Source organism: Methylobacterium sp. WL116, from assembly GCF_008039455.1.
Classification (GTDB): domain Bacteria; phylum Pseudomonadota; class Alphaproteobacteria; order Rhizobiales; family Beijerinckiaceae; genus Methylobacterium.
On record NZ_VRUV01000072.1, the window covers coordinates 1 to 13,361 of the forward strand.

Annotated in this window: 10 protein-coding genes; 3 read left to right on the forward strand and 7 right to left on the reverse strand. The window is 70.2% G+C overall.

Going from position 1 to position 13,361, the window contains the following annotated elements:
- Positions 1–279 precede the first annotated feature (279 nt).
- On the forward strand, positions 280–1,224 hold the full coding sequence (locus FV223_RS08470) for a metal ABC transporter substrate-binding protein (protein ID WP_147726401.1): 945 nt from the start codon (positions 280–282) through the stop codon (positions 1,222–1,224).
- 3 nt (positions 1,225–1,227) lie between these two features.
- Here the strand turns inward: FV223_RS08470 and FV223_RS08475 are convergent, their stop codons facing one another.
- The gene (locus tag FV223_RS08475) at positions 1,228–1,455 is read right to left on the reverse strand and encodes a hypothetical protein (protein WP_147726402.1); all 228 of its coding nucleotides are present in this window, start codon (positions 1,453–1,455) and stop codon (positions 1,228–1,230) included.
- Positions 1,456–1,750: 295 nt separating this feature from the next.
- Entirely contained in the window at positions 1,751–2,014 is a 264-nt protein-coding gene (locus FV223_RS08480; protein ID WP_147726410.1) for an amino acid transporter protein, read from the reverse strand.
- Positions 2,015–2,182: 168 nt separating this feature from the next.
- Between FV223_RS08480 and FV223_RS08485 the strand changes: the two genes are divergently transcribed.
- A complete protein-coding gene (locus FV223_RS08485) occupies positions 2,183–3,928 on the forward strand; it encodes a heparinase II/III family protein (protein WP_147726403.1) in 1,746 nt (581 codons plus the stop codon).
- A gap of 72 nt (positions 3,929–4,000) precedes the next feature.
- Entirely contained in the window at positions 4,001–5,599 is a 1,599-nt protein-coding gene (gene purH, locus FV223_RS08490) for a bifunctional phosphoribosylaminoimidazolecarboxamide formyltransferase/IMP cyclohydrolase (RefSeq protein WP_147726404.1), read from the forward strand.
- A gap of 96 nt (positions 5,600–5,695) precedes the next feature.
- On the opposite strand, the gene FV223_RS08495 is transcribed toward purH, so the two are convergent.
- From FV223_RS08495 to FV223_RS08515, 5 genes are all read right to left on the reverse strand, one after another.
- Positions 5,696–7,360, reverse strand: coding sequence for an MFS transporter (locus tag FV223_RS08495; protein ID WP_246686498.1), 1,665 nt, complete (start codon positions 7,358–7,360; stop codon positions 5,696–5,698).
- 338 nt (positions 7,361–7,698) lie between these two features.
- Positions 7,699–9,378 carry a cation acetate symporter gene (locus FV223_RS08500; RefSeq protein WP_147726406.1) on the reverse strand — a complete coding sequence of 560 codons (1,680 nt, stop codon included), beginning with the start codon at positions 9,376–9,378 and terminating at the stop codon, positions 7,699–7,701.
- Positions 9,375–9,749 carry a DUF485 domain-containing protein gene (locus FV223_RS08505; RefSeq protein ID WP_147726407.1) on the reverse strand — a complete coding sequence of 125 codons (375 nt, stop codon included), beginning with the start codon at positions 9,747–9,749 and terminating at the stop codon, positions 9,375–9,377. The genes FV223_RS08500 and FV223_RS08505 overlap by 4 nt, the downstream gene beginning before the upstream one ends.
- A 145-nt stretch (positions 9,750–9,894) precedes the next feature.
- The gene (acs, locus tag FV223_RS08510) at positions 9,895–11,844 is read right to left on the reverse strand and encodes an acetate--CoA ligase (RefSeq protein ID WP_147726408.1); all 1,950 of its coding nucleotides are present in this window, start codon (positions 11,842–11,844) and stop codon (positions 9,895–9,897) included.
- A 335-nt stretch (positions 11,845–12,179) separates the two neighbouring features.
- The coding region (locus FV223_RS08515) for an ATP-binding protein (RefSeq protein WP_147726409.1) at positions 12,180–13,361 on the reverse strand (1,182 nt) is incomplete at its 5' end.

The following is a 13,361-nucleotide window of genomic DNA, read 5'->3' on the forward strand; positions in this document are numbered from 1 at the left end:
CCGTCGCGCGCCGCGACCGCGCCGGCCAGGGCAAGGCCGGCGAGGCCGGCGACGAGGGCACCCTTGATCACACGTCCGACCATCTCGGTCTCCCTTCCTTCCGCGGCGAGCCCGGATCGGGTGCCGCCGGATCCGCAGCGCGGCCGAGCCGACCGGTTGGCCCGCTGCCGCACCGATCACACCGCATCCGTGTTTCGGCGGTATGTCGCCGCGCGCGGCTTGGCGATGTAACACTATTACACTATCAGCACGCTGGACGGCTGCGAGGAGTGCTCGACGATGGCGACCCGGACCACGACGCGACTCGGCCTCCTCCGAGCGACGGCCCTGGCGCTGTGCCTGCACGCCGCATCGCTTCCGGCCTTCGCGGCGGACCGCGTGCGGGCGGTGGCGACCTTCTCGATCCTCGGCGACCTCGTGCGGCAGGTCGGCGGCGACGCCGTCGCGGTGACCACCCTCGTCGGGCCCGATGCGGATGCCCACGGCTACAGCCCGGCGCCCGGCGATTCGCGGACGCTGGCCGCCGCCGACATCGTGTTCGTCAACGGCCTGGGCTTCGAGGGCTGGCTCGACCGGCTGATCCGCGCCTCCGGCTCGAATGCGCCCGTCGTCGTCGCCTCGGCCGGGGTCGCGACGATTCCCGGCCGGCACGACCATCACCAGGGCGGCGCGGGCGGCCACGACCCGGCGTCGAGCCCCGACCCGCATGCCTGGCAGAGCATCCCGAACGCCAAGGTCTACGTCGCCAACATCCGCGATGGCCTGGCGAGGGTCGATCCAGGCCATGCCGCCGACTACGCCCGCAACGCCGAGGCGTATCTGGCCCGGCTCGACGCGGTCGACGCCGAGATCCGCGCGACGCTCGCCAGGATTCCCCCCGAGCACCGCAAGGTCATCACCACGCACGACGCCTTCGGCTACTTCAGCGCCGCCTACGGCCTGACCTTCCTGGCGCCGCAGGGGGTCTCGACCGACAGCGAGGCGAGCCCGCAGGACGTCGCCCGGATCATCCGGCAGGTCCGCCAGGACAAGGTGCCGGCGGTGTTCATCGAGACCATCGCCGACCCGCGCCTGATGCAGCAGGTCTCGCGCGAGAGCGGCGCGCGGATCGGCGACAAGGTCTATTCCGACGCGCTGTCCGGGGCGGCCGGCCCGGCATCGACCTATCTCGACATGATGCGGAGCAACCTGCGCGCGTTCGGCGCGGCGCTGGGGCCGTCGTGACGCTCAGAGCAGGCCGAGCTGACCGCCGCCGTCACCGGAGTTGCGGCGCTTCGGGCCGCGCCCGACCAGCACGCCGGCGCCCGACACCATCGCCTTGAAGGCGGCGACGTCGGCATAGGCCTGGACCTGGGTCCGGAACCGGACGGGCGAGCACACCACCGGTCCGTTGCGGTCGTCGACCAGCGTCCACAGCCAAAGGCCGCTCGGATCCTCGGTGATATCGAACCGCATCGACGCTGCCCCCCGGCAGGTGCTGGATGCTTCTTCGATACATCGGAAAAAAGCTCGGCGGGTAAACGGCTTAGGGCGTTCAAGGCTTTGCCGGCAACGAACCGTCGAATCGGCCCGATCGTCCCCGCTTTCATCGGTTTCCACAGGAACGGCGGCCGGCGCCAAGCCGCGTCGTCCCGCGACCCGTCTCGTCGTGCAGTCTAGTCGTGCGCTCGCCGCGTCAGCCAAAACGCCCAGAGGCCGAGCATCAATCCGCAAATCGGAAAGGCGAACATCAACAGAACGTGCGGATCGCTCATCGGAGGGTCCTGAGAATTCTGCGTCCGAGCCAATGTAGGGCCGCACTCGTCATCGCGCAAAGAAGAAGGTTGGCGCCCAGGAGCGCAGCTCCGAAGTCGATGCCGGCGAGCCGCCCGGAGAAGACAGGGGCAAGGCCGCCCACGGCCAGGATCGCGATGGCGACGCCGTTCACGTAGGTCGCGGTGAGCTTGGCGCTCTCGTTGGCGACGAGCTTGGCACGATCGCCCGCGTCTTGCGGAGCCTTGGATTCAGAGACCATCAGGCAGCATGCCGGGCGACCCGGCACGGGGAAACGGTCGGCCGACGCCGCGGCACCCGTCACCTCCAGCAATGACAGATCGTAAACCGATGGTTAAGACGCCCGCTCTAGCTTGATCGTGAGAGTGACCGGCGCCGATCTCCGCGCACCGGCCTTCAGGGGAACCGCGTGCGTTGGGGGGCTGATCGCTGGCGCTTGTATCGGCTGGTCGGACGCGAGGTCGCCCGGACCGCACGCGCCGCCTCGGCCCGCTTCACCGCGCCGCCGGACATCCTCGCCCGCGTCCGCGTCACCGGCCTCGTGATCGCGCCGCACGACCTGCGCACCTCCGACGCCACCTTCGCCGACGACATCTATGCCGGGCTCTTCGTCTTCGCCGGGCGCTCGCTCGCGGTGAGCGGCAGCTCGCCGTTCGACTACACGCCGCCCTCGCCGGAATGGGCCGACGTGCTCTACGGCTTCGGCTGGCTCAGGCACCTGCGCGCCGCCGACACCGCGCTCGCCCGCGCCAACGCCCGCGCCTTCGTGGCCGATTTCGTGGCCGGGCGCGGCGACCCGACGCTGGCGCGCCAGACGCCGGTGGCCGCCCGCCGTCTGATCTCGTTCCTGAGCCAGTCGCCGCTGGTGCTGGAAGGGGCCGACCACAACTTCTACCAGACCTTCCTCAGGGCGCTGGCCCGCGGGGCGCAGCAGCTCGAGCGCGACCTGCGGCGCGGGGTGCCGCCGCAATGGCGGCTGAACGCGGCCGTCGCGCTCTGCTTCGCCGGGCTGTGCTGCGAGGGCATCCAGCCGATCCTGCGGCGCGCCACCCGCGTGCTGTCGCGCGAGCTCGACCGCCAGATCATGCCGGACGGCGGCCACCGCTCGCGCGATCCGCGCTTCGCGATGGAGCTGCTCCTCGACCTGCTGCCCCTGCGCCAGAGCTATCTCAGCCGCAGCGTCGAGCCGCCCGAGGCCCTGCTGCGCGCCATCGACCGGATGCTGCCGCTGCTGCGCCTGCTGCGCCACGCCGACGCCTCGCTGAGCCATTTCAACGGCATGGGCGCGACGGCCGCCGACCACCTCGCGACGCTGCTGATCTACGACGGCGCCCTGGCGCAGCCGATGATGCACGCGCCGAATTCCGGCTACGAGCGGCTGGAAGGCGGCCGCATCGTCGTCATCGCCGATGTCGGCGCCCCGCCGCCGCTGCCGTACTCGCTTAATGCCGGGGCCGGCTGCCTGTCGTTCGAGATGTCGAGCGGGCCGCAGCGGATCGTGATCAATTGCGGCCTGCCCGCAAGCGGCCCGGAGCTGCGCCGGCTCGCCCGCACCACGGCCGCCCACTCCACCGCTTGCGTCGCCGACGCATCGTCCTGCCGCTTCCTCGGGTCCGGCGGGTGGTGGGGCGAGCGCGTCGCGGCGCGGTGGCTCGAACGCCGCGTCGGCCCCGTGGTTTTGCGCGGGCCGGCGGCGGTGAAGGCCGAGCGCAGCGACGAGGGCGCCTCCACCGTGCTCGCCGCCCGGCACGACGGCTACGCCCGCGACCACGGCATCGTCCACGAGCGACGCTGGCAGCTCGCCGGCGCCGAGGGGCGGCTCGACGGGCAGGACGCGTTCCTGCGCTCGTCCGCGAGGAAGGGCCGGCCGCGGACGCAGGACGTGGCGATCCGCTTCCACCTGCACCCGGCGATCGCGGTGCGTCTTCAGGAGGACGGGCTCGAGCTGTCCTCGCCGCTCGGCGAGGTCTGGACCTTCCACGCCACCGGCGCCGAGATCCGGCTGGAGGAGAGCGTCTACTTCGCCGGCCTCACCGGCGCGCGCCGCACCGACCAGATCGTGCTGCACGTGGCCGTCCACGACGACGTGCGCGTCGACTGGACGTTCCAGCGCCTCGCCTCGGCCCCCGGACGCACGCCGAGCGCGGCGGCCTGACCGGCCTTCTGGCCCGGCGGCGGCCATTCGTGCTACCGCGCCCGGAACACCCTCGAAACGACAAGACCCACGATGTCGCATGATCAGGTGCGGGTTGCCCGCGCGCTCCTTTCCGTCTCCGACAAGGCGGGGCTCGTCGACTTCGCCCGCGCCCTGAGCGCGCGCGGCATCGCCCTGGTCTCCACCGGCGGAACCCACAAGGCGCTGACCGAGGCCGGAATGCCGGTCACCGAGGTCGCCGAGCTCACCGGCTTCCCCGAGATGATGGACGGCCGGGTGAAGACGCTTCATCCGGCGGTGCATGGCGGGTTGCTCGCCATCCGCGACAACCCCGAGCACCAGGCCGCGCTCGCCGCCCACGGCATCGGCGCGATCGACCTGCTGGTGGTCAACCTCTACCCGTTCGAGGCGACGATCGCGGCCGGACGCGACTACGACGACTGCGTCGAGAACATCGACATCGGCGGGCCGGCGATGATCCGCGCGGCGGCCAAGAACCATGCCGACGTCGCGGTGGTGACGGACGTCTCCGACTACGGCGCGGTTCTGGAGGCGCTGGCGCAGGGCGGCGGCACGCTCACCCGGCCCTTCTGCCGGCAGCTCGCCCAGAAGGCCTATGCCCGCACCGCGGCCTACGATGCGGCGATCGCCAACTGGATGTCCGCCCACGTGGAGGCCGCCGGCACGGCACCGTTCCGCAGCTTCGGCGGCCAGCTCGCGCAGGGCCTGCGCTACGGCGAGAACCCGCACCAGGCGGCCGCCTTCTACCGCGCGCCGGGGATCGCGCGGGCCGGGATCGCCACTGCACGGCAGGTGCAGGGCAAGGACCTGTCCTACAACAACCTCAACGACACCGACGCGGCCTACGAGTGCGTCGCCGAGTTCGATCCGGCCCGCGCGGCGGCGGTGGCGATCATCAAGCACGCCAATCCCTGCGGCGTCGCCGAGGGCGCGAGCCTGACCAAGGCCTATGCCCGTGCGCTCGCCTGCGACCCGACCTCGGCCTTCGGCGGCATCGTCGCCCTCAACAGGCCCCTCGACGCGGATGCCGCCCGCGAGATCGTCAAGATCTTCACCGAGGTCATCATCGCTCCCGAGGCGTCGGAGGAGGCGATCGCGATCGTCGCCGCCAAGAAGAACCTGCGCCTGCTGCTCGCCGGCGGCCTGCCCGACCCGCGGGCCGCGGGCGAGACCGTGCGCACGCTCGCCGGAGGCCTGCTGGTGCAGGGCCGCGACGCCATGGTCGTCGACGACATGGCGCTGAATGTGGTCACGCGGCGGGCGCCGACGGAAGCCGAGCTCGCCGACCTGCGCTTCGCCTACCGGGTCGCCAAGCACGTGAAGTCGAACGCCATCGTCTACGCCAAGGCCGGGGCCACCGTCGGCATCGGCGCCGGGCAGATGTCGCGGGTCGATTCTTCACGGATCGCCGCCTGGAAGGCCGCCGAGGGTGCCCAGCGCCTCGGCCTCCCGGACAGCCTCGCGGTCGGCGCGGTGGTGGCCTCCGACGCGTTCTTCCCCTTCGCCGACGGTCTGATGGCGGCGGCCGAGGCCGGCGCCACCGCCGTGATCCAGCCCGGCGGCTCGATGCGGGACGACGACGTGATCCGCGCCGCCGACGCGGCCGGGCTGGCGATGGTGTTCACGGGGGTGCGCCACTTCCGGCACTGAGCGGCGTCGCAGCCCCCCCGAAAAAGAGAAGGCCCCGCCGACCGGCGGGGCCTTCTCGTTGTCGTGCCGATCCGTGCGTGGTGACGATCTCGTCGCTCAGCGGCGCGGGGCCGGGGCGTCCGCGTCGGCGTCGGCGTAGATGTCGCGGTCCTTGGTCTCGGGCACCAGGAACAGGCCGATGATCACCGTCGCGACGGCGATGACGATCGGATACCAGAGGCCGTAATAGATATCGCCGGTCTGGGCGACCATCGCGAAGGCGGTGGCCGGGAGCAGGCCGCCGAACCAGCCGTTGCCGATGTGGTAGGGCAGGGACATCGAGGTGTAGCGGATCCGGGTCGGGAACAGCTCGACCAGCATCGCCGCGATCGGCCCGTAGACCATCGTCACGAACAGGACGAGGACGAACAGCAGCCCGATCACGCTCGCCACCTGCGGCCGGAAGATGTCGAACGGATTCGACATCTTCACGATGCCGGCGTCGTTCGCCTTCGGGTAGCCCGCCGCCTGCAGGGCCGCGGTGGCGGCCTTGTTGAAGTCCGCGGCCGGGCTGCCGGCGGGGAACGGCACGGCGGTGTCGTTGACCTTGACCACGGTCGGCTGGCCGGCGGGGCCGGCTTCGGTGGCGTACTTCACCGACGACTTCGAGAGGAAGTCGCGGGCGAGGTCGCACGGCGCCGAGAACACGCGGGTGCCCACCGGGTTGAACAGGTTCCCACACTCCTTTGGGTCGGCCACCACCGTGACCTTCACCTGGTCAATCGCCCGCTCGAGCGCCGGGTTCGCCACCGAGGTGAGCCCGTGGAACAGCGGAAAGAAGCTCGCGGCGGCGATCGCGCAGCCGGCCAGGATGATTGGCTTGCGGCCGATCTTGTCCGAGAGCCATCCGAAGAACACGAAGAAGCCGGTCCCGAGCAGGAGCGACCAGGCGATCAGCAGGTTCGCGGTGTAGCCGTCCACCTTCAGGATCGATTGCAGGAAGAACAGCGCGTAGAACTGGCCCGTGTACCAGACCACGCCCTGGCCCGCGACGAGGCCGAACAGGGCGATGAGCGCGATTCTGGCGTTCTTCCACTGGCCGAAGGCCTCCGTCAGCGGCGCCTTGGAGGTGGTGCCTTCCTCCTTCATCTTCTTGAAGGCCGGCGACTCGGAGAGCTGCAGGCGGATCCAGACCGAGATGCCGAGCAGCAGCACCGAGACCAGGAACGGGATGCGCCAGCCCCAAGCCTTGAACGCCTCCTCGCCGGTGAACGAGCGGGTCGCCAGGATCACCAGCAGCGACAGGAACAGGCCGAGCGTCGCGGTGGTCTGGATCCAGCTCGTGTAGAAGCCGCGCCGTCCGTTCGGGGCGTGTTCGGCGACGTAGGTCGCGGCACCGCCGTACTCGCCGCCGAGCGCGAGGCCCTGCGCGAGGCGCAGCACGATCAGGATGATCGGCGCCGCGATGCCGATGGTCTCGGCGTTGGGCAGGATGCCGACGATGAAGGTCGACAGGCCCATGATCAGGATGGTGACGAGGAAGGTGTACTTGCGGCCGACGAGGTCGCCGACGCGGCCGAACACCAGGGCGCCGAACGGGCGGACGATGAAGCCGGCGGCGAAGGCGAGCAACGCGAAGATGTCGCGCGTGGCCGGCGGGTAGGCCGAGAAGAACTGCGCCCCGATGATCGCGGCGAGCGAGCCGTAGAGGTAGAAGTCGTACCACTCGAACACGGTGCCGAGGGACGACGCGAAGATCACGCGCTTCTCGGCCGAGGTCATCGGCCGTGCCGCGTCTCCCGGCCGTGGGACTGCGGTTGCAGCAACCATCTTGAAATTCCTCCCGATCCGTCGTGTCCCGGTGCTCCTTTCGCGGAACCGGGCTTGGGACGACGCGCTCGCGTCGTCCGGCCGTTCGGCAAGAACCGAACACGCGATTGTTACCCGAGGCCTCGATTCTGCCAACAGGTCGGACGGGCGGAACGGAAGGAATGCAGACGTTGTAACAGGTTTGCTTCGGCTCGTGCGCGAAGCAGGCCTGTCGCGGAGCCGTGCCGCGACGAAGAAGGGGCGCGGCGGATGCCGCGCCCCCTCGAAAGGCGTCGCCGGTGTGGCGGGCGTCAGTGCGCGTGGGCGCCCTCCGCACCGATGCCGGTCTCCGAGCGCACGAACTGCGCTTCGAAGGCGGCGCGCTCGCGCTCGGCCCGCCGCGACTTGTCGAGCGTCGAGACGATCCAGATCGTCGCGAACGCCAGCGGCATCGAGAACAGCGCCGGGTTGTCGTAGGGGAAGATCGCCGCCGCGTGGCCGAGCGTCGCGACCCACACGGCCTTCGAGAGCACCACCATCGTCACCGCCGAGATCAGCCCGACGAGGCCACCGAGCAACGCGCCCCAGGTCGTGGTGCCGCGCCACAGGATCGACATGGCCAGGACCGGGAAGTTGCAGCTCGCCGCGACCGAGAAGGCGAGGCCGACCATGAACGCCACGTTCTGGTTCTCGAACACGTAGCCGAGGTAGATCGCCACGATGCCGATCACCACCGCCGCGATCTTCGAGAGGTTGACCTCGTGCTTCTCGGTGGTGCGCCCGCGTGCGATCACCTGGGCGTAGAGGTCGTGGCTGACGGCGGACGCACCGGCCAGCGTCAACCCGGCGACGACCGCGAGGATGGTCGCGAACGCCACCGCCGAGATGAAGCCGAGGAAGTACGGCCCGCCGACCGCGTTGGCGAGGTTGACGGCGACCATGTTGGTCCCGCCGAGCATGTCCTTCAGCTTGTCGAACGCGCCGGCCGGCCCGAGCTTGAAGTAGGACGGATCCGACATCAGCAGGGCGATGCCGCCGAAGCCGATGATGAAGGTGAGGATGTAGAAGTAGCCGATCAGGCCGGTGGCGTAGAACACCGACTTGCGGGCGGCCTGGGCGTCCGAGACGGTGAAGAAGCGCATCAGGATGTGCGGCAGGCCGGCGGTGCCGAACATCAGGCCGACGCCGAGCGAGATCGCCTCGACCGGGTTCGACACGAGGCCGCCGGGCGCCATGATCGCGTCGCCCTTCGGATGCGTGGCGACGGCCGAGGCGAACAGCGCCTCCGGGTTGAAGCCGTACTTGAGCAGCACGGCCCCGGCCATGAAGGTGGCGCCGCCGAGCAGCAGGCAGGCCTTGATCACCTGCACCCAGGTGGTGGCCTTCATGCCGCCGAAGGCGACGTAGACGATCATCAGCACGCCGACGATCACCACCGCGTAGAGGTAGGGCAGGCCGAACAGCAGCTGGATCAGCTTCCCCGCGCCGACCATCTGGGCGATCAGGTAGAACGCCACCACGACCAGCGTTCCGGTCGCCGAGATGATGCGGATCGAGGTCTGGTCGAGGCGGAAGCTCGCCACGTCGGCGAAGGTGAACTTGCCGAGGTTGCGCAGGCGCTCGGCGATCAGGAACAGCACGATCGGCCAGCCGACGAGGAAGCCGGTGGAGTAGATCAGCCCATCGAAGCCCGAGGTGTAGACGAGGCCGGAGATCCCGAGGAACGAGGCCGCCGACATGTAGTCGCCGGCGATCGCCAGCGAGTTCGTGCCGGCCGAGATGCCGCCGCCGGCGGCGTAGAAGTCGGCCGCGGACTTGGTGCCCTTGGCCGCCTTGTAGGTGATGCCCAGCGTGAACAGCACGAAGAACAGGAACATGCCGATGGCCGGCCAGTTCGTCGCCTGCTGCTGCACGGCGCCCATGTCGGGGCCGGCCGCGAGCGCGGGGCCGGCCAGCAGGGCGGCTCCCAGGAATGACAGGGTGCGGATCATCGTCCGAGGCTCCGCTTGAGTTCGGCGGCCAGGGCGTCGTAGCGGGTGTTGGCGCGCATGACGTAGAGGCCGGTGAGGAGGAAGGCGAAGAGGATCACGACGACCCCCATGAGAAGGCCGACCGACGCGGTGCCGCTGCCGAGCTTCACCGCGAGCAGGCTCTTGTCGAAGGCGATCAGGCCGATGAAGCCGAAATAGACGAGCAGCATCAGGCCGGTGAGGATCCAGCCGAAGCTCGTGCGCTCCTGGACGAGCTGGCGGAAGATCGGGCTCTTCGCGACTTCGTCGTAGGCGGGTCCGGACGCGGTGCTGCCGGGCCGCGGCACCGCTGGGGCGGGGCGGCCGTCGAGGCCGCTTGTGGTGATGGACATGTGTGCTCCCTCCGATGAAGGGGTACCCGCGATCGGGCCCGCCTTCCGGTCGACGTGACTGCATTTTTTGCATGTTGGAGGCGGACGCCCTGGGGCATCCGCCTCGGTGAGCGGGTCGAGGCCCGCCCGTCGTCGCAGACCGGCCCTAGACGGCGCGGTTCTGTCGATTCTCGATCAGGTCGTCGACCACCGCGGGCTCGGCGAGCGTCGAGGTGTCGCCGAGCGATGAGAAGTCGTCCTCCGCGATCTTGCGCAGGATGCGGCGCATGATCTTGCCCGAGCGGGTCTTGGGCAGGCCGGGAGCGAACTGGATCAGGTCCGGCGAGGCGATCGGCCCGATGTCCTTGCGGACCCAGGTGACGAGCTCCTTGCGCAGCGCGTCGTCGCCCTCCTCGCCCTCGTTGAGGGTGACGTAGGCGTAGATGCCCTGGCCCTTGAGGTTGTGCGGGTAGCCGACGACCGCCGCCTCGGCGACCTTCGCATGGGCGACCAGCGAGGACTCGACCTCGGCGGTGCCCATGCGGTGACCCGAGACGTTGATCACGTCGTCGACCCGGCCGGTGATCCAGTAATAGCCGTCCGCGTCGCGGCGGGCGCCGTCGCCGGTGAAGTACTTGCCCGGATAGGTCGAGAAGTAGGTCTGCTCGAAGCGCTCGTGGTCGCCGTAGACGGTGCGCATCTGGCCGGGCCAGGATTCGGTGATGCAGAGGTTGCCCTCGCACGGCCCGTCCAAAACCTTGCCCTCGGCATCGACCATCGCCGGCTGCACGCCGAAGAACGGGCGCGTGGCCGAGCCGGGCTTCAGCCGGGTCGCGCCGGGCAGCGGGGTGATCAGGATGCCGCCGGTCTCGGTCTGCCACCAGGTGTCGACGATGGCGCAGCGCGAGTCGCCGACGACCTTGTAGTACCAGTCCCAGGCCTCCGGGTTGATCGGCTCGCCGACCGACCCGAGCACGCGCAGGCTGGCCCGCGAGGTCTTCTTCACCGGCCCTTCGCCGCCGCCCATCAGCGAGCGGATCGCGGTCGGGGCGGTGTAGAAGATGTTGACCTTGTGCTTGTCGACCACGTCCCAGAACCGGGAATTCGACGGGTAGGTCGGAATGCCCTCGAACATCAGCGTCGTCGCGCCGTTGGCGAGCGGCCCGTAGACGATGTAGCTGTGGCCGGTGACCCAGCCGACGTCGGCGGTGCACCAGTACACCTCGCCCTCGCGGTAATCGAAGACGTACTGGTGCGTCATCGACGCGTAGACGAGGTAGCCGCCGGTGGTGTGGACCACGCCCTTGGGCTGGCCGGTCGAGCCCGAGGTATAGAGGATGAAGAGCGGGTGCTCGGCCTCCACGGCCTCGGCCGGGCACTCGTCGGTCACCTGCTCGGCGGCCTCGTGGTAGTACACGTCGCGGCCCGGCTCCATCGCCACGTCGCTGCCGGTGCGGCGCACCACGACGACGTGGTCGACGACGTCCTTGCCGAGGCGCGCGATCGCCGCGTCGACGTTCGCCTTCAGCGGCACCTTGCGCCCGCCGCGCAGGCCCTCGTCCGCGGTGATCACGATCTTCGAGGCGCAGCCCTCGATGCGCGAGGCCAGCGAATCGGGCGAGAAGCCGCCGAAGACGATGGAGTGCACGGCGCCGAGGCGCGCGCAGGCCAGCATGGCGTAGGCGGCCTCGGGGATCATCGGCATGTAGATCGTGACGCGATCACCCTTCTCGACCCCGCGGTTGCGCAGCACGTTCGCCATCCGGCAGACCTGCGCATGCAGCTCGCGGTAGGTGATGTGCTTCGACTCGTTCGGGTCGTCGCCTTCCCAGATGATCGCGGTCTGGTCGCCGCGGGTCTCGAGGTGCCGATCGACGCAATTGTAGGCGACGTTGGTCTTGCCGTCCTCGAACCACTTGATCGAGACCTGGCCCGGCTCAAAGCTGGCGTTCTTGACCTTGGAGAACGGCGTCATCCAGTCGATGCGCTTGCCGTGCTCGCCCCAGAACGCGTTCGGGTCGGCAACCGAGGCGGCGTACATCTCGCGATACTTGGCGTCGTCCACATGGGCGCCCTCGCGCCATGTGTCCCGAACCTCGACGACCTTCCCGTCCATCTCGCGTCTCCCTGATTGGTGCCCGATCGTATCGCAGTTGTCCGCGCAGCCGGGGCTTCCAAAGATTATCGTCGTCGTCGTCGTAACACCAATCGCCGCCCCCCGCCCGACCCGCATCCAGCCGGAGGCGACACAATTCCTGCTAGGGGCGCCCGGAGAGCGCTGTCAAGCCGGTTTTCCTGCCCCAAGGTCGGGGCCCGTTCGAGCCCGACCCTAAGCCCCGCCGTCGTCCCTCGGTGGGATGGTCTGCACGGCCCCGCTTGAAGAGTCTAACGGTGACGACGAATTTCGAACCGGTCCTCTGACAAAGGCCGGGGATTGTCTCGGCGTGCCACTCACCCCGTCCGAAATTCCGTTCCTGGGAGAAGAATCTCCACCAGGGTGCCGTCGTTGCCCCGGGTCGAGATGCGCAGCGAACCTTGATTGGCCTCGACCAGGGCCTTGGTCAGCGGCAATCCGAGCCCGCCGACGTGCGACTCGCTGCCGCTGCGGGGGTCGTGGCCGTCCTCGGGCTCGGCGGAGCGTGCGCCCGGGCCGGTGCCGCGCACCTTCAGCGCGATGCCGCCGCGCTCGCCCGGCGTCGTCGAGACGATCACCTGGCCGCCGGCCGCGGTCGCGCGGATCGCCTCGCCGATCACCGTCAGCGCAGCCTGCCGCAGGGAAGGCTCGTCCGCCTCCAGGGGCGCGAGATCCGGCGAGAAGCTGGTGCGCAGGACGATGCGCCCGCGCGCCGCCTCGGGCTGCAGTAGCTCGACGCAGCCGGAGACCAGCTCGTTCAGGGGCAGCGGCCGGACGGACAGCGCGAGGCCGCCGGATTCGATGGTGGCGATGTCGATCAGGTCGGAGACGAGGCCGCGCACGTGGTCGCCCGCCGCTCGGATCGCGCGCAGCGTCGTGCGGTAGCGTTCGTCAACCGGCCCGTGCGGCTCCGCGAGGATGCCGTCGGCGAGGCCGACGATCCCCTCGACCGGCGTGCGGATCTCGCGATCGAGGCGATCAAGGAAGGCCGCGCGATCGAAGTCCGGCCGCGCCCGCGCGGCATCGTCGGGCGCAGGCCGCAGCAGGGCGACGCGGGCCCCGTCCCGGCCGGACACGCGCAGCGTCAGCGGACGGCCACCGGCGGCGGCGATGCGCGTCTCGGTGCCGAGCCCCGCGATGCCGGCACGCACCGCGTCGCGCTGCGCGGCCTCGAACAGGGTGTCGAAGCCGGTGCCGACCACCTCGCGGGGATCGCATCCGAACAGGCCGGCGGCGGCCCGGTTCATCGCGACGATGCGGGAGGCCGGGTCGAGGGTGACGACGCCGTCGTCGAGGGCGTCGAGGGTCGCACGCGCGTCCGCGGCGTGGCGTTCGGCCGCCCGCTCGCGGGCCGGATCGGCCTCGTCGACCACGCGCAGGATCATGCAGGTCGCCGGCTCTCCTCTCCAGGTCGTCGGCCCGCGCTCGATGGCGACCGGACGGCTGCCGCCCTGCGCGGTCTCGACGATGCGCGGGCCGGCGGAGGCGCCGGCACCGGC